The following is a 17435-nucleotide window of genomic DNA, read 5'->3' on the forward strand; positions in this document are numbered from 1 at the left end:
TGAACAGTGGCCCCACAGATTTCCCTCCTGCCCCCAAGGGCACCGGCCGGGCCGGCGGGCAGCACTCCCCTGCCGCCGTCGTTGAGGCCGAAGCTGCAGTGGATGGCCGGACGGCCCGCTGGCAGTCCCACCGCGAAGAAAGGCGGCGGGCACTGATCAAGACAGCCAGGAAGGCAGTCCACGCACTCGGCAGCGATGCGTCCATGGAGGACATCGCAGGCGCTGCGGGAACCTCCAAGTCTGTCTACTACCGCTATTTCGGGGACAAAGCCGGACTGCAGCAGGCCATGGGCGAAGTGGTGCTTGGGCAGATGCAGAGGCGAATGAAGGACGCGGCGCAGTCGGCCCAGACTCCGCGCGAGGGGCTGTACGCCATGGTGTCCGCCTACCTCCAGATGGCCGAATCCAGCCCGAACGTCTACGCCTTCATCACGAGGATCACGCCGGGAGAAGCGTCGGCACAGGATGCCATCGCGGCCTCCGGGGCGCTGGGCAACTTCTTCGAGCAAATCACCGGCATGATAGCCACGCCCATGCGCCAGTACCTCGGACCGGACAAGGAATCCATGATCGAGTACTGGCCCACAGCCGCGATTGGCCTGGTCCGGAATGCCGGTGAAATGTGGCTGGGAAGCCCGGCTTCACCCGGCAAGCCCGATCAAGCGACGATGGCCGCAAACATCACCGATTGGCTGTGCCTCGGCATAGCGCCACAGCTCAAAACCACCACCTGACACCAGCAAAGACGCCTTAGTTGTCCGGAACCAAAGAAGGAAGAAGCATGACTGACGTAGTGGATCTCGAATCATCAGCCCCGCAAACCGGAGCGGGCGGCGCGGCCGCCGGCCACGCTGAACCAGTGGTTGACGTTGCCGCACTGGGCGAACAGCTCCTGGGCGCATGGGCCGACGTCCGGCGCCACGCCCGCGACCTGGCCGGCCGCGCGGAGGTCCGGAAGATCGAAGGCCTGACGCATACAGACCATCGCGACCGCGTGTTCGGGCAGCTGAAGTACCTCGTGGACAACAACGCTGTACATCGCGCCTTTCCTGAGCGGCTGGGCGGTTCCGACGATCACGGCGGAAATATCGCCGGCTTCGAGGAACTGGTGACGGCCGACCCCTCACTGCAAATCAAGGCGGGAGTGCAATGGGGACTCTTCGGCTCGGCAGTCATGCATTTGGGGACCAAGGAACACCATGACCAGTGGCTTCCGGGCATCATGAGCCTGGACATCCCGGGCTGCTTCGCCATGACGGAAACGGGCCACGGCTCCGACGTTGCCAGCATCGCCACAACGGCCACCTATGACGAGTCGAGCCAGGAATTCGTCATCAACACGCCATTCAGGGCGGCGTGGAAGGACTACATCGGCAACGCCGCCAATGACGGCCTGGCTGCCGTGGTGTTCGCCCAGCTCATCACCCGGAAGGTCAACCACGGCGTGCACGCGTTCTATGTGGAGCTGCGCGACCCGGCGACAAAAGAATTCCTTCCGGGCATCGGGGGCGAGGACGACGGCATCAAGGGCGGCCTCAACGGCATCGACAACGGCCGCCTGCACTTCACCGGCGTCCGGGTCCCCCGCGCCAACCTCCTGAACCGTTACGGCAACGTAGCCCCGGACGGAACGTACTCTTCCAGTATTGAAAGCCCGGGCCGCAGATTCTTCACCATGCTCGGTACGCTCGTTCAGGGCCGGGTCTCCCTGGACGGCGCCGCGGTGGCTGCGAGCAAGGTGGCCCTGCAGACCGCCATCCAGTACGCCACGGAACGGCGGCAGTTCAACGCCTCTTCGGCCACGGACGAGGAAGTACTGCTGGACTACCAGCGCCACCAGCGCCGCCTCTTCACCCGCTTGGCTACGACGTATGCGGCCAGCTTTGCGCACGAGCAGCTGCTCCGGAAGTTCGACGACGTGTTTTCGGGCGCGCACGATACCGACGCCGACCGCCAGGACCTGGAAACGCTCGCCGCGGCGTTGAAGCCGCTCAGCACGTGGCACGCCTTGGACACCCTGCAGGAATGCCGCGAGGCATGCGGCGGCGCAGGCTTCCTCATCGAGAACCGCTTTGCGTCACTGCGCGCCGACCTCGATGTGTACGTGACCTTTGAAGGCGACAACACTGTGCTCCTGCAGTTGGTGGCCAAGCGCCTCCTGGCCGATTACGCCAAGGAGTTCCGCAGTGCAGACTTCGGTGTGCTGGCCCGGTATGTAGTGGATCAGGCCGCTGACGTGGCTTTCCACCGCACAGGCCTGCGCCAAGTGGCCCAATTCGTGGCCGACTCCGGATCCGTCCAAAAGGCCGCCCTGGCGCTTCGCGACGAGGCGGGCCAGCGCACGCTGCTCACCGACCGGGTCCAGTCCATGGTGGCTGAAGTGGGTGCGGCTCTGAAGGGTGCCAACAAACTCCCGCAACACCAGGCTGCGGCGCTGTTCAACCAGCACCAGCACGAACTCATTGAAGCCGCGCAAGCCCACGCGGAGCTGCTCCAATGGGAGGCCTTCACGGAGGCACTGGGTCAGGTCGGGGATGCCGGAACCAAGCAGGTACTCACCTGGCTGCGTGACCTCTTTGGACTCTCCCTGATCGAGAAGCACCTCTCCTGGTACCTCATGAACGGCCGTCTCTCCATGCAGCGTGCCCGCACCGTGGGCACCTATATCAACCGGCTGCTCGTCAAGATCCGCCCGCATGCCCTGGGCCTCGTGGAAGCGTTTGGCTACGGTCCCGAGCACTTGAGGGCGGCCATAGCCACCGGGGCTGAGGCAACCCGGCAGGACGAGGCGCGCCAGTACTTCCGGCATGAGCGTGCCAGCGGCAGCGCCCCGGCCGATGAAAAGTCGCTCCTGGCCCTCAAGGCGGCCGCATCGCGCTGAGCTAGCAGCCCTGTTAAACCATTTGGTGAACACTTGCGGAAGCTTTTCCACGAACGACGGCGCCGCCCCCGCTTAAGGGGGCGGCGCCGTCGTCGTTCGGGCTGCTTCAGTGACGCCTAGGCGAGGACCGAGCGGTAGACCTCAAGGGTTGTTTCGGTAATGGATTCCCACGAGAAGTGATCTTCGGCGCGGCGGCGGCCGGCCGCGCCCATGTCCCGGGCACGGGCGGGATCCGAGACGACCTCGTTCAGTGCGGCCGCGAAATCACGGACGAACTTTTCGGGATCCAGCGGCGTGCCTGTGCCGTCGGTTACTTGCTCAAGTTCAACCAGCAGGCCGGTCTTTCCGTGCTCAACCACCTCGGGTATGCCGCCCGTTGCGCTGGCCACCACGGCCGCACCGCAGGCCATCGCTTCCAGGTTGACGATGCCGAGCGGCTCATAAATCGACGGGCAAGCAAACGCTGTTGCGTGGCTCAACACCTGGATGAGCTCACGGCGGGGAAGCATCCGTTCAATGAGGATGACGCCTTCACGCTTGCTCTGCAGTTCCTCGATGAGCTTCGCCGTTTCGGCGGCGAGTTCAGGGGTGTCGGCAGCGCCAAGGCAAAGGACCAACTGGACATCGGCAGGCAGGCTCGACGCCGCGCGCAAGAGATACGGCACACCCTTTTGCCGCGTGTTACGCCCGACGAAGACAACGCTTGGCTTGGCCGGATCGATGCCCAACGCACGGACCGCGTCCTCTTCCTCGTCCCGCTCCCACAACGAGACGTCGATGCCGTTGTGCACCACGCGCACCTTGGCGGGATCCACGTTGGGGTAGCTGCGCAGGATGTCCTGGCGCATGCCTTCCGACACGGCGATGATCGCGGCTGCGGCCTCGTAGGCGGTCTTTTCCACCCACGATGAGAGCGCGTAGCCGCCGCCCAGCTGCTCGGCTTTCCAGGGCCGCAACGGCTCAAGGCTGTGGGCGCTGAGAACATGGGGGATGCCATGCAGCAAGGACGCCAGATGGCCTGCCATGTTGGCGTACCAGGTGTGCGAGTGGACGACGTCCGCTCCCGCAACGTCCGGAACGATCCGCAGATCGACGCCCAGGGTCTGGACGGCGGCGTTCGCGCCGCCAAGATCCTCGGGCGTTCCGTAGGAGTCAACCGTTGCACCGTGGTAGTCAGCTTCACGTGCGGCACCAAAGGCCCGCACGTGCAAGTCAACGTGCTTCGCCAGCACGCGGCTGAGCTCGGCAACGTGGACACCGGCACCGCCATAAATTTCCGGAGGGAATTCTTTAGTCACAATGTCTATTCGCACGCTAACCAACGTAGTCGTTCAGCCGTATGTGTTCTAGTGTGAAAGAGTCCGGAAAATCGGACTTTTGGGGGCTACGAAGACGTACGGGGAGCTGTAACCATGGCGTTGAAGAAAGTTTTGGCAATCGTTCTGGCCGGCGGGGAGGGCAACCGCCTGATGCCGCTGACAGCGGACCGTGCCAAGCCAGCTGTACCGTTTGCCGGCGGGTACCGGCTTATTGACTTTGCACTATCGAATCTGGTCAATTCGGGATATTTGCGAATTGTTGTGTTAACCCAGTACAAATCGCACAGCCTCGACCGCCATATCTCCGAGACGTGGCGCATGTCCACGCAGTTGGGGCGTTATGTCGCATCCGTGCCCGCACAGCAGCGTGTGGGCAAGAGCTGGTTCCTGGGCAGCGCCAACGCCATCTACCAGTCCTTGAACCTGATCCACGACGACGCTCCGGACATTGTGGTGGTTGTCGGCGCGGACCACGTGTACCGCATGGACTTCTCGCAGATGGTGGAACAGCACATCGCCAGCGGTGCGAAGGCCACTGTTGCAGCCGTGCGCCAGCCGCTTAACATGGCCAACCAGTTCGGCGTTATCGAAGTGGACCAGAACGACCCCCAAAAGATTGCAGCCTTCGTGGAGAAGCCTGCCAGCACACCGGGACTCGCAGCCGCTCCGGATCAGTTCCTCGCGTCCATGGGCAACTACGTCTTCAACGCCGACGCTTTGGTCGAGGCACTGCACGTGGACGCCGAACGGCTCGACACCAAGCACGACATGGGCGGCGACATCATCCCCTACTTCGTGGACAAGGGTGAGGCCGGGGTTTACGACTTCACGCTCAACGACATTCCCGGGGCTACCGAACGGGACCGCACCTACTGGCGCGACGTCGGTACCATCGACTCCTTCTACGACGCGCACATGGACCTCATCTCCCCGGTTCCGGTCTTCAACCTGTATAACTCCGAATGGCCGATCTACACCCGCCAGAGCATTTCCCCGCCGGCCAAGTTTGTCCGCGGCGGAAACAACACCGTAGGTACAGCCCTCGACTCCATCGTTGCCAGCGGCGCCGTCATCTCGGGTGGCGTTGTTGAAGGTTCGGTGCTGTCCAACGACGTCTTCGTCGAAGCCGGCAGCCGGGTCCAGGATTCCGTACTCATGGACAAGGTTCGGGTGGGAGAGGGCGCCGTCATCAAACGGGCCATCCTGGACAAGAACGTCAAGGTGCCCGCAGGTGCGGCCATTGGCGTGGATCCCGCATTGGACAAGGCCCGGGGGTACAAGGTCACCGAGTCCGGCATTACGGTGCTGGCCAAGGGCCAAGTAGTTCCGGAACCGGGTCAAGAGGAGCTTGCGCTCTCCGCCGAGTACCGCCGCAGCCTTCCGGAAGCCCTCAAGGCTGCCACGCAGGGCGATCCAGCGATTCGGGATTCTGCCGAGAAGGTCGCCGCCGGAATCCAAGCACGCGTGGTCGATGCCGCTTCGCAAGGCGCCGCGCGCTAGCAACCACCGCGTCCCAACCAGAGGCAGGCCGCAGGGTCCCAAGGCTGTAAAATCAGGTCAATGAGCTCCACCAACCTGACGCCTGAGGAGATCCAGGCCTGCCTCAAGGTTTTAACCACCATCCATGCCTATGACGAGGAGCATCCGGACTACATTGCGGTCCGGCGGGCCACCGGCAAGATGTTCAAGGCCGTCAAACGGCACCGCCGGGTCACCAAGCGCGATTCGATTGCCGAAGCAGACAGGGCTGTCCTGGCCCTCACCGCGACCGCCGCCCCTGACCGCATCGACGACGAAACCCGCGGAAACAAGCTGGCGCCATCGGCAACGGGTGAGATCGCCGGGCACCTCATCCGGTCCCGTCCTTGCTACATCTGCAAGCAGCACTACACCCAGGTGGACGCCTTCTACCACCAGTTGTGCCCGGAATGCGCGGCGTTCAGCCACAGCAAGCGGGATGCCCGGACCGATCTGGCAGGGCGACGCGCCCTGCTGACGGGTGGCCGGGCCAAGATCGGCATGTATATCGCGCTCCGGTTGCTGCGGGACGGCGCCCACACCACGATCACCACGCGGTTCCCCAAGGACGCCGCACGCCGGTTTGCCGCCATGGACGACAGCGCCGACTGGCTGCACAGGCTGCGGATCGTCGGAATCGACCTTCGGGATCCCGCCCAGGTGATGGCCCTGACCGACTCGCTGAATGAGGCCGGCCCCTTGGACATCATCATCAACAACGCGGCACAGACAGTCCGCCGCTCGGGGAACGCCTATAAGCCACTGGTCGACGCCGAGGACGAGCCACTGCCGGCTGCTTTGGAAGCTGCCAACGGCGGGCCGGAGCTGGTGACGTTCGGGCATGCCCATGACAAGCACCCGCTGGCGTTGGCCAGCAGTGTCACCGAACACCCTGTCCTCGCCGGCGACGCCATCACTTCGCTGGCACTCTCGACGGGCTCGGCGTCCCTTGCAAGGATCGAATCCGGAACGGCGATCGACGCCGGCGGACTGGTCCCGGACCTGGCAACCATCAACAGCTGGACCCAGGTAGTGGACGAAGTGGATCCCCTGGAGATGCTCGAGGTCCAGTTGTGCAACGTCACGGCGCCGTTCCTGTTGGTCAGCCGGCTCAGGGGTGCCATGAAGCGCTCCACGGCCCGGCGGAAGTACATTGTGAACGTGTCCGCCATGGAAGGGCAGTTCTCCCGCGCCTACAAGGGACCCGGCCATCCGCACACCAACATGGCCAAGGCCGCGTTGAACATGATGACGCGCACCAGCGCCCAGGAAATGCTGGACTCCGATGGGATCCTCATGACCGCGGTGGATACCGGTTGGATCACCGACGAGCGGCCGCATTACACCAAGGTCAGGCTCATGGAGGAAGGATTCCACGCGCCGCTGGACCTCGTTGACGGCGCGGCCCGGGTCTACGATCCGATCGTCATGGGTGAGCAGGGCGAGGACCAGTACGGCGTCTTCCTCAAGGACTACAAGCCCTCGCCCTGGTAAGCCCTACGCCAGGCGGGTGATCTCCACCGAAACGGACAGCCCGGAGCCGCCGCCTCCTGACAGGATGCCCTTGAGGGGCGGTACATCCCGGTAGTCGCGGCCCTTGGCCACTGTCACGTGGTAGTCGCCCGCCGGCTTGTGGTTGGTCGGATCCCAGCTCCGCCACTCGCCGTCCCACCACTCCAGCCACGCATGGGACTGGCCTGCCACGGTTTCACCGATATCGGCCGAGGACCGGGGGTGGATATAGCCGGACACATACCTGGCCGGAATGCCGCAGCTGCGCAGCGCTCCAATGGCCAGGTGCGCGAGGTCCTGGCAAACGCCTTGGCGCTGGGTCCACGCCTGCTCAGCATTGGTGGTGACTCCCGTGGTGCCCTTCATGTACGTCATTTCGCCGGCCATCCAGGCGAAGACGGCCAGTGCCGCCTCGTGCGGGTTCTTGCCGTCGACGACGCCGGGGATGAGGCTGAGGACTTCCTCGCCCGGTCCGCTGAGGCGCGACTGGGGCAGCCAGTCGCTGAACTCATCCTGGATCTTCATCGAGCGGATAATGTCCCAGCCAACGATGTCGTCTTCGTTGGCGACGCGCTCGGTCCGGTGTACCTCGACGGTGGCGGTGGCCAGGACTTCGAGGTTTTCATGGGGCATCTGCATGTCGAAGGCGGTGACGCGCGTACCCCAATAGTCCCGATACGTGCTGACCGAGGCCTGGTTGGGGGAAACCTTCAGCGAAGACTCCAGGACAACCTGCTGGCCGTCCGTCAGCGGGGTCATCCGGGCCTCGTTGTAGCTCAAGGTCACGCGGCGGTTGTACTTGTACGCCGTCTTGTGGACGATGCTCAGCCGGGTCATGAAACTTCTCCCACCCAGGCGTGTTCATCAGCCTGATTGAAGTACTTACGGGAAATCGCGTCCGAAGCCTGGGTCACTGCCTTCTGCACGCGTTCCATGTGCTCAGGAAGTTCGGACATCAGGTCATCCGTCCGGTGGAACTCAAGGAAGGTCCTGGCCTGGCCCACGATCCGGCGCGCATCGTTGATGAAGCCCACCCGTTGCGCGGATGGATCGAGCTTGGCAAGGCACTCGTCAGCGTCCCGCAGGGCGTAGACGATCGAGCGGGGGAACAAGCGGTCCAGGAGCAGGAACTCGGCTGCGTGCTGGTCTCCGAAAGCAGCCCTGCGCGTCCGGATGAACGACTCGTAGGCTCCGGCGCAACGCAGCATGTTGACCCAGGACATCCCGGCAGACTGTACGTCCCTTGTGGAGAGCATGCGCGCTGTCATGTCGGCGCGTTCAAGGGAACGGCCCAGGACCATGAAGAGCCAGCTTTCGTCGTGGCTCACCGTGGTGTCGGCGAGGCCGCGAACCATGGCGGTGCGTTCCAGGACCCAGTTGCAGAAACGGTAGGTGCCCACCACGTCCTTGCGGTGCTGGTTGAGCCCGTAGTAGGTGGTGTTGAGACTTTCCCAGAGCGACTGGGACACCGTTTCACGGGCCCTGCGGGCGTTCTCGCGGGCCGCGCCAAGCGAGCCTGCAATGGAGGAGGCGCTCTGCTTGTCGTACGCCAGGGCGTGAAGCAACTCAGGAAGTCCGAAATCTTCGTTCTGCGGCTTGGCGCCCATGACGGCCAGAAGGTCCCTGGCCACAGTCCGTTGTTCCTCGAGGGGCAGGTGGTTCAGGCGCTCCAGGTGCACGTCCAGGATCCTGGCGGTGCCATCGGCGCGCTCAACGTAGCGGCCAATCCAGAAGAGTGACTCGGCAATACGGCTCAGCATGCGACTGTGCCTCCTTCGCGTGGTGCATGTCGAAGTTCAGGGGTTGGAAGGAACGGAACCGTACTCACTGCTGTTGTTCCGTTTGCCGGTCCCGCCAGTTGCTCTCTACGGGCCACACGGAAACCTGCTCGCGGACCGTCACTGATTGCCGTGGGATGAATTCGGAGGGCATCTGAGGCGAATTGGCCAGTACCCACGTGTCCTTGGAGCCGCCGCCCTGGCTGGAGTTCACAATCAGCGACCCTTCCTTGAGGGCCACCCGCGTGAGTCCCCCGGGGAGGACCCAGACGTCGTCGCCGTCGTTCACTGCAAACGGGCGCAAGTCCACGTGCCGTGGACCGAACTTGTCACCTGACAACGTCGGGACGGTGGACAGCTGCAGCACGGGCTGCGCGATCCAGCCGCGGGGATCGGCGATCACACGTTTGCGCAAGGCATCAAGTTCTTCCTTGGAAGCATCGGGGCCGATGACCAGCCCCTTGCCGCCGGAACCGTCCACGGGCTTGACCACCAGCTCCTCAAGACGGTCCAAAACATGCTCCCTGGCTTCCTTTTCCTCAAGCCGGAAAGTATCCACGTTCGCAATGATCGGCTCTTCATGCAGGTAGTAACGGATCAGGTCAGGGACGTAACTGTACACGAGCTTGTCATCCGCGACGCCGTTGCCCACGGCGTTGGCGATGGTCACTCCGCCGGCCCGGGCGGCATTGACCAGTCCCGGGCATCCCAGCATGGAATCGGAACGGAACTGGAGAGGGTCCAGGAAGTCGTCGTCGATCCGCTTGTAGATGACGTCGACGCGCTGCTCACCGGCGGTGGTCCGCATGTACACGCGATTGCCGCGGCAGATGAGGTCGCGGCCTTCCACCAGTTCCACGCCCATGAGGCCTGCCAAGAGGGTGTGTTCGAAGTAGGCGCTGTTGAAGACACCCGGTGTCAGGACGACGACGGTGGGATCGTCCACGCCCGCGGGTGCGGTCTTGCGCAGGGCAGAGAGCAGCCTGCGAGGGTATTCCTCCACCGGACGGATGTGTTGCTGGCCGAACGCCTCGGGCAGCCCCTTGGCCATGGCCTGGCGGTTCTCCAGGACGTAGCTGACGCCGGAGGGCACGCGAACATTGTCCTCCAGGACCCGGAAGGTTCCCGCGGCGTCCCGGACGACGTCGATGCCGGAGACGTGTACGCGCACACCCCCGGAGGGCTCAAAGCCGTGCACGGCGCGGTGGAAGTGCGCACTGGTGGTCACGAGCTGGCGCGGAATGACACCATCGGCCACCACTGCCATCCGCCCGTAGACGTCGTTGAGGAAGGCTTCCAGTGCCTTGACGCGCTGGGCCACACCGCGCTCCAGCACGTCCCATTCATCCGCCGGAATGACCCTCGGAACAATGTCCAGCGGGAACGGCCGCTCCTCCCCCGCATAGTCAAAGGTCACGCCACGGTCGAGGAAGCTGCGGGCCATGGAGTCAGCCCTGGCAGTGACATCCGCCAGGGAGAGCTCCTGCAGGGCACCGGCAACCTGACCGTAGGATTTTCTGGCGACGTGGCCGCTGGCAAACATCTCGTCATAGGCACCGCTTCGTGCGGCGGCCTCGGAGTAATCCTGGAAGAGGTCAGACATGGGAAATAGACAATCACCTTTTTGGGTCGAGCGCATTTCGCGTTCATTGTGTCGCGGTTTCGCGGGCCTCCCGGGTCGGGTTGCCAAGCGCCCGCATGATTAGATGGCCGTGTGTCGAATCACAATTTGTCGCGCGATGAAGCCGCTACCCGCTCAGCCCTGATCACCACCCACTCCTACGATGTCACCCTCGATGTCCGCGACGCGGCAGACCCCGCAGTCACCGGATACCCGAGCAGCAGCACCATCACCTTCTCCGCGGAGCCTGGTTCAGCTACGTTCCTCGATTTCATCAGTGGCGGCGTGCAGTCCGTGGTCCTGAACGGCCGCCTCTTGGACGTCGATGCTGTGGTGGACCAGGACCGAATCATTCTGGAAGGCCTCGCCGCCGAGAACGTCGTCACCGTTACCGGAACGGCAATCTACAGCCGTTCCGGCGAGGGGATGCACCGTTTCGTCGACCCCGCCGACGGCCAGTGCTACCTCTACACGCAGTATGAGCCCGCAGACAGCCGCCGGGTTTTTGCCAACTTCGAACAGCCGGACCTGAAGGCCGGGTTCACGTTCCATGTGATTGCCCCGGCCGCCTGGGAAGTGGCCTCCAACGGAGTGGAAGTGGCGCGTACACCCATCGCCGATGACCCGGACGCAGCCCGCTGGGATTTTGCCACGACCAAGAGGATGTCCACGTATATCACCACGGTTCTGGCCGGCCCGTACTTCAAAGCGACGGACCACTGGGGAGCAACGCTCGACGACGGCACCCGCCTTGACGTTCCGCTGGCACTTTACTGCCGCGCGTCGTTGGCGGCGGCATTCGATGCCGCGGAGATCTTCAAGCTCACCAAGAACGGCTTGGCCTTCTTCAACGAACTGTTCGATTATCCGTACCCCTGGGGCAAATACGATCAAGCCTTCGTGCCCGAGTACAACCTCGGGGCCATGGAGAACCCGGGACTGGTCACGTTTACCGAGAAGTACGTGTACGCCTCCCGCGCAACTGACGCCCAGTACCAAGCCCGGGCCAACACGCTGATGCATGAGATGGCGCATATGTGGTTCGGCGACCTGGTGACCATGACATGGTGGGACGACCTCTGGTTGAAGGAGTCCTTCGCCGACTACATGGGAACCTTGGGCGTGGACCGTGCTACCGACTGGGACACCGCCTGGGTCAACTTTGCCAATAAGCGGAAGGCCTGGGCGTACCTCCAGGACCAGTTGCCCACCACCCACCCCATCGTCGCGGACATCCCCGACCTCGAGGCAGCCAAGCAGAATTTCGACGGCATCACGTATGCCAAGGGAGCCTCCGTCCTCAAGCAGCTGGTGGCCTATGTTGGCTTCGAGGCGTTCATTGCCGGGTCCCGGCAGTACTTCCGCGACAACGAGTTCGGAAACACATCTCTGCAGGACCTTCTGGGAGCACTCAGCGCGGCCTCTGGCAGGGATCTCACGGTGTGGGCCCGCCAGTGGCTCCAGACCTCGGGCATTTCCACCATTTCCGCCGAGATCGTTGAAGACAACGGAATCCTCGGGGCCGTCACGCTCCAACAGGACGCTGTTGACCCGCTGACCGGTGACCAGGAACTGCGGCCCCACCGGATGCGGCTTGGCCTCTATGACGCCGACCAGGACGGCAACCTGGTCCGTACGGAAAGCATCGAGGTGGACGTCGCCGGACCACGGACGCTGGTCAGCGAACTTTCGGGAAAGCGCCGCCCTGCCCTTCTGCTGGTCAATGATGACGACCTCAGTTACGCCAAGGTGCGCCTGGATGCCGTTTCGGAGCGGACGGTCCGGACATCGCTGCACCGGATCCAGGACCCGATGGCGCGGGCGCTCTGCTGGACGGCCCTGTGGGACGCCGCCCGCGACGGCGTGAATCCGGCGGCGCTCTACGTTGCCGCCGTCGAGCAGTTCGCTCCGGCCGAGACCGGCATCGGAGTCCTCCTCAACGTCCTGGCCAATGCAGCCTTCGCAACGGAACGCTATGTTCCCGCAACGCACCGGGACAAGGTCCGCGCCGGCTTCCTCGAGGCCTCCGCACGGCAACTCCAGGCCGCGGAGCCTGGTTCGGACCAGCAACTGGCGTGGGCACGCGTACTGGCCGATGTTTCCCGGCACGGCGACAGCGAGCTCGCCCTGGTGCGGGGGCTCCTTGACGGCAGCGTGGTGGTCCAAGGCCTCTCCGTGGACGCCGAGCTGCGCTGGAGCCTTTGGCAGGCGCTGGCGGCCCACGGGCAGGCCTCCCAGGAGCAGCTGGATGCCGAGCTCGCCACTGACAAGACAGCCTCAGGCAATGAGGGGTACGCCTTGGCCGTGGCTGCCCGCCCCGATGCCGATGTCAAGGCGTCCGCCTGGAAGGCCGCTGTGCTTGGCTCGGAACTCTCCAACGAGATCCTGACTGCCACCATCAATGGATTCATGACGGCCCCGGCAGCCCTGCTGGAACCGTACATCGAACCATACTTCGAGAATCTGGAGCGCGTGTGGAATGAACGCTCCATCGAGATCGCTGGAAGGATTGTTCGTGGGCTCTTCCCGGCTTCCCAGGACCTCGGGGACGCTTACGGGCCGGACTCCCATCCGGTTCTCTTGCGCACCGACCTGTGGCTGCGTGAGCATCCGGATGCTCCGCGTGCCCTGCGCCGCATCATTGTGGAACAGCGGAGCCACCTGATCCGCGCGTTGAACGCCCAAGCGGCAGGCTGACCGTCCGTCGGCGGCATCCGCCCAGGGGATGCTAGGGAACGCGGTTGAGCCATTCTTCGGTACCGAATTTGGACTCAACCCGTTTCCTGGCTTCCGCAAGTTCTGCCTCGGACAACCGGGACTCAACCGCGCCGTAGCGTTCGGTGAAGACTTCCTGCATGGCATCGATGATCGCCGCCCGCGCCAACCCGGTTTGCCGCCGCAAGGGGTCAACACGTTTCTTGGCGCTCCGCGTTCCCTTATCGGAGAGCTTCTCCTTGCCGATCCGCAGCACCTCCACCAACTTGTCGGCGTCGATGTCGTAGCTCATGGTCACGTGGTGCAGCATCCCGCCGTTGGCGAGTCGCTTCTGCGCTGCTCCCCCGATCTTTCCCTGATCCGTGGCGATGTCGTTGAGCGGCACATAGAACGCAGTGATGCCGAGTTTCTCCAGTGCGGCCATGACCCACGAGTCCAGGAAGGCGTACGAGTCGGCGAAGCTGATGCCGTCCACAAGGGTCTGGGGAACGTAAAGGGAGTAGGTGATGCAGTTGCCGGCCTCCATGAACATGGCCCCGCCCCCGCTGATACGGCGGACCACCGTGATGCCGTGCCGGTTAACGCCTTCGGGATCCACTTCATTGCGGACCGACTGGAAGCTGCCGATCACCACCGAGGGTTCCTCCCAGTCCCAAAAACGCAGCGTGGGCTTGCGTTGTCCGGAGCCGACCTCTTCCGTCAGGACTTCGTCGAGGGCCACATTGACCGGCGTTGGCAAAACTGACGGCGGTATGACTTCCCATTGGTGGTCCGCCCATCCTGTGGCTTTGGACAGGGCACGCCGGACCGTGACAGCCACGGCTTCGGCCGAGAAGCCGAACATCACTGTGCCTTCGGGCAGGCGGGCGGAAACTGCTGCAGCAATATCGCCAGCGGAGGAAACCGCGGGGAGCCCCGTCAGTGCAGCATTAATGTCCAGCAAGGCTTCATCGGGCTCAAGGAAGAAATCACCGCTGACAGAGACGTGGGCGAAAGTCCCGTCTTTGACCTCCAGGTCAACCACGACGAGCTTCCCGCCCGGAACTTTGTATTCCCCGTGAAGGTGAGTGACGTCGTCGTGCGTTTCCTGGGCCGGGTGGGAAGTCATGGTTCCCATCTTGCCGGAAAACGCAAAGGCCCGCATCGCCGGAAACCGGTGATGCGGGCCTTCGAGAAGACTTGGGGTGAAGTGGGTTACTTCTTGCCGCCGAAGCCCTTGAAGCGAGCGTTGAAGCGCTCGACGCGGCCAGCGGAGTCCATGATGCGCTGCTTGCCCGTGTAGAACGGGTGGGACTCCGAGGAGATTTCGACGTCGATGACCGGGTAGGTGTTGCCGTCTTCCCACTCGATGGTCTTCGAGGAAGAAACGGTGGACTTGGTCAAGAACTTGACGCCGGAAGCCAGGTCGTTGAAGACAACAGCTTCGTACTTCGGGTGGATATCAGACTTCATAATTGGACCTTTGTTCGCGCAGCTGGATTTTGCCAGCTGCCAGGTATGAATGGAGGTGGTCCGTTTGCTGCCATCCAGGGATTTCAGCGGTCGGGCCAACAAGCAATCATACCCGAAACGCTGGCGTGGCACGAACCGGGCCTAGTCGCGCGGCCGAAGCTCCCAGAACGCTACCGCCGAGGCGGCCGCGACGTTGAGCGAGTCGACGCCGGCGCGCATGGGAATCTTGACGGCAAGGTCGACGGCGGCAAGCGTGTCAGCGCTCATGCCGGCGCCTTCGGTGCCAAGCACCAAGGCCAGTTTGGGGAGCTGGCGGGCTGCCAGATCGTCCAGGTCCAGGGCATCATCCGTCAGTTCCATCGCGGCGACCGTGAAGCCCTGCTCCTGGAGCTCTGCGAGGCCGCCGGGCCAACTCTCCAGGCGCGCCCAGGGAACCTGGAACACCGTGCCCATGCTGACGCGGACGCTGCGGCGGTACAGCGGATCGCCGCAGCGCGGCGAGACGAGTACGGCGTCAACACCCAGCGCCGCGGCTGAACGGAAAATGGCCCCAACATTCGTGTGGTCAACAATGTCCTCGAGCACCGCCACCCGTTGGGCGTTGGCCAGCAACTCCGTGAGGGGAACGGGGGCAGGCCTGTGCATGGCTGCCATGGCTCCGCGATGGAGGTGGAAGCCCGTGATCTCTTCGAGCAAAGAAGCCTTGCCGACAAACACCGGAACATGAGGGTAGGACTCGAAGACGTCGCGGAGGTCTTCGATCCACTTCTCGGCCAGAAAGAAAGAACGTGGCTGGTGTCCCGCAGCGAGGGCCCGGCGCAGCACCCTGCTGGATTCTGCGATGTACATTCCTTCCTCGGGTTCGCGAAGCTTGCGAAGGTGCACATCCGTCAGGGTGGTGTAATCCGAGACGCGGGGGTCATCGGCCGACTCAAGGTAATGGAACGTCACGCGCCATCACTTCAGCAGGTTGGCGATCATGAAGCCCAAGGCCACGATGCCAAGGGTGAAGATGACGCTGCGGAGGACCTTGGGTGAGAGTTTGCGGCCCACTTTGGAGCCAACCAGCCCGCCAATGGTGGAGCTCACGGCAATCAGCAGGACCACCAACCAGTTGATGCGGTCGAAGGCAAAGATGAGGTAGGACACCGCGGCCACCATGTTCACCGTCAACGTCAGGATGTTCTTCATCGCGTTGGCGTTCTGCATGGTCCCTGACAGGAACACCCCGAGGATGCCTACCAGAAGGATTCCCTGGGCCGCCACGAAGTAGCCGCCGTACACTCCGGCGAGGTAGATGAGGACCACCAGGAGGATTCCGTGGCTCTTGTCTTTGAGGGCGTGTTCCGGGTTCTGCTCGCGGTTGCGGATCCACGCCTGCAGCTTGGGTTGGAACAGTACCATCAGCAGGGCCGCCACCAGCAGCACGGGTGCGACGTAACCGAACACTTTTTCGGGCAAATGCAGGAGCAGCCATGCCCCCGTGATGCCGCCGAGCAGCGAGGCCGGCATGAGCTTCATCAATTGCCTGCCACGGCCCGCCAATTCGCGCCGATAACCCCACGCACCGGCCGCGGTGCCCGCCACAAGGCCCATGGCGTTGCTCATGGAAGCGACGACCGGAGCCACGCCCAGCGCGATGAGCACGGGGAAGGTGACCAGGGTGCCGGAGCCGACGACGGCATTGATGGTGCCCGCCCAGAGTCCAGCGAAAAAGATCAGGATGCTGCTAAGAATCTCCACAGTTGACGAACCTACCGGCCTAGCGGCGTGCGGTAGCCGTGTACCGGCCCGCGTTTTCCGTGACGTCCAAGGCAAGCCCGAACGTGTTGCTGAGGTGCTTGTCGGTGAGGACGTCCTTGATGGGTCCTGCAGCGACGACTTCGCCTTCCCGCAGGAGCATCGCGTGCGTAAATCCGGGCGGCACCTCTTCGAGGTGGTGGGTTACGAGGACCATGGCCGGGGCGGCTTCGTCCTGGGCCAACTCGCCGAGCTTGTGCACCAATTCTTCGCGGCCGCCCAGATCAAGGCCGGCGGCGGGTTCGTCCAGGAGCAGGAGTTCCGGATCCGTCATGAGGGCGCGCGCGATCTGGACACGCTTACGCTCGCCCTCGGACAGCGTGGCGAAGGTCCTGTTCAGCAGGGGTCCCATCCCCCAGTCGTTCAGGAGGCCAAAGGCGCGGCGTTCGTCGTCGCGCTCGTAGCCTTCCCGCCAGCGGCCGGTGACGCCGTACGCTGCTGTGACCACGACGTTGAGGACGTTCTCATGTTCCGGGATTTGGGTGGCGAGTGCAGCGGAGGAAAGGCCGATGCGCGGGCGCAGCTCGAACACATCGACGCGGCCCAGGATCTCGTCAAGGATTCCGGCCTGGCCGCTGCTGGGATGCAGCCGGGCAGCGGCGATCTGCAGAAGCGTGGTCTTGCCGGCTCCATTGGGGCCGAGGATGACCCACCGTTCGCCTTCGTTGACCTGCCAGTCAACCTTGTCCAGCAGGGTCTTCTTGCCTCGGACAACGCTGACGGAAGCCAATTCCAGAACATCACTCATAGCAGTAGACACTAGGACAAAACTGAACGTGACTGATAACCGAGACAGGTGCCTGCCCGCGGCGCGAAACCGATTCGAGTGCGCCTCGCCG

The 17435-nt window shown here is 63.6% G+C and carries 14 protein-coding genes; 5 read left to right on the top strand and 9 right to left on the bottom strand.

What is annotated here, in order from left to right; translation table 11 throughout:
• Positions 1 to 98 precede the first annotated feature (98 nt).
• The gene (locus tag ACFVSJ_RS18465; protein WP_387438454.1) at positions 99 to 734 is read left to right on the top strand and encodes a TetR family transcriptional regulator; all 636 of its coding nucleotides are present in this window, start codon (positions 99 to 101) and stop codon (positions 732 to 734) included.
• A 47-nt stretch (positions 735 to 781) separates the two neighbouring features.
• Positions 782 to 2881 (top strand): acyl-CoA dehydrogenase, encoded by a 2100-nt coding sequence (locus tag ACFVSJ_RS18470; protein ID WP_387438402.1) that lies wholly within the window; start codon positions 782 to 784, stop codon positions 2879 to 2881.
• Positions 2882 to 2997: 116 nt separating this feature from the next.
• On the opposite strand, the gene glgA is transcribed toward ACFVSJ_RS18470, so the two are convergent.
• A complete protein-coding gene (glgA, locus tag ACFVSJ_RS18475; protein WP_387438403.1) occupies positions 2998 to 4194 on the bottom strand; it encodes a glycogen synthase in 1197 nt (398 codons plus the stop codon).
• Between the two features lie 99 nt (positions 4195 to 4293).
• On the opposite strand from glgA, the gene glgC reads away from it, so the two are divergent.
• Together glgC and ACFVSJ_RS18485 are read left to right on the top strand one after the other, a co-directional pair.
• On the top strand, positions 4294 to 5700 hold the full coding sequence (glgC, locus tag ACFVSJ_RS18480; protein WP_387438404.1) for a glucose-1-phosphate adenylyltransferase: 1407 nt from the start codon (positions 4294 to 4296) through the stop codon (positions 5698 to 5700).
• A gap of 60 nt (positions 5701 to 5760) precedes the next feature.
• Complete coding sequence (locus tag ACFVSJ_RS18485) at positions 5761 to 7212, top strand: SDR family NAD(P)-dependent oxidoreductase (RefSeq protein WP_387438405.1); 1452 nt, start codon at positions 5761 to 5763, stop codon at positions 7210 to 7212.
• A 3-nt stretch (positions 7213 to 7215) separates the two neighbouring features.
• Here ACFVSJ_RS18485 and ACFVSJ_RS18490 read toward each other — a convergent pair whose 3' ends face one another.
• From ACFVSJ_RS18490 to ACFVSJ_RS18500, 3 genes are all read right to left on the bottom strand, one after another.
• On the bottom strand, positions 7216 to 8067 hold the full coding sequence (locus ACFVSJ_RS18490) for a transglutaminase N-terminal domain-containing protein (protein ID WP_387438406.1): 852 nt from the start codon (positions 8065 to 8067) through the stop codon (positions 7216 to 7218).
• A complete protein-coding gene (locus ACFVSJ_RS18495) occupies positions 8064 to 8990 on the bottom strand; it encodes an alpha-E domain-containing protein (protein ID WP_387438408.1) in 927 nt (308 codons plus the stop codon). Before ACFVSJ_RS18495 ends, ACFVSJ_RS18490 begins: the two co-directional genes overlap by 4 nt.
• Before the next feature lie 64 nt (positions 8991 to 9054).
• Positions 9055 to 10611 (bottom strand): circularly permuted type 2 ATP-grasp protein, encoded by a 1557-nt coding sequence (locus ACFVSJ_RS18500; protein ID WP_387438409.1) that lies wholly within the window; start codon positions 10609 to 10611, stop codon positions 9055 to 9057.
• 111 nt (positions 10612 to 10722) lie between these two features.
• Here ACFVSJ_RS18500 and pepN point away from each other — a divergent pair, with 111 nt between their 5' ends.
• A complete protein-coding gene (pepN, locus tag ACFVSJ_RS18505) occupies positions 10723 to 13326 on the top strand; it encodes an aminopeptidase N (protein WP_387438411.1) in 2604 nt (867 codons plus the stop codon).
• A gap of 31 nt (positions 13327 to 13357) precedes the next feature.
• On the opposite strand, the gene ACFVSJ_RS18510 is transcribed toward pepN, so the two are convergent.
• The 5 genes from ACFVSJ_RS18510 to ACFVSJ_RS18530 form a co-directional block, all read right to left on the bottom strand.
• The gene (locus ACFVSJ_RS18510) at positions 13358 to 14452 is read right to left on the bottom strand and encodes a biotin/lipoate A/B protein ligase family protein (RefSeq protein WP_387438412.1); all 1095 of its coding nucleotides are present in this window, start codon (positions 14450 to 14452) and stop codon (positions 13358 to 13360) included.
• An 86-nt stretch (positions 14453 to 14538) separates the two neighbouring features.
• On the bottom strand, positions 14539 to 14796 hold the full coding sequence (locus ACFVSJ_RS18515) for a type B 50S ribosomal protein L31 (protein ID WP_009358283.1): 258 nt from the start codon (positions 14794 to 14796) through the stop codon (positions 14539 to 14541).
• A 141-nt stretch (positions 14797 to 14937) separates the two neighbouring features.
• Positions 14938 to 15747: a TrmH family RNA methyltransferase gene (locus ACFVSJ_RS18520; protein WP_387438413.1), complete on the bottom strand. Its 810-nt coding sequence runs from the start codon at positions 15745 to 15747 to the stop codon at positions 14938 to 14940.
• Positions 15748 to 15753: 6 nt separating this feature from the next.
• Entirely contained in the window at positions 15754 to 16539 is a 786-nt protein-coding gene (locus ACFVSJ_RS18525) for a sulfite exporter TauE/SafE family protein (protein WP_387438414.1), read from the bottom strand.
• A gap of 19 nt (positions 16540 to 16558) precedes the next feature.
• Positions 16559 to 17344: an ABC transporter ATP-binding protein gene (locus tag ACFVSJ_RS18530; RefSeq protein WP_387438415.1), complete on the bottom strand. Its 786-nt coding sequence runs from the start codon at positions 17342 to 17344 to the stop codon at positions 16559 to 16561.
• Positions 17345 to 17435: the final 91 nt, after the last annotated feature.

Source organism: Paenarthrobacter sp. NPDC058040, from assembly GCF_042885775.1.
Classification (GTDB): domain Bacteria; phylum Actinomycetota; class Actinomycetes; order Actinomycetales; family Micrococcaceae; genus Arthrobacter.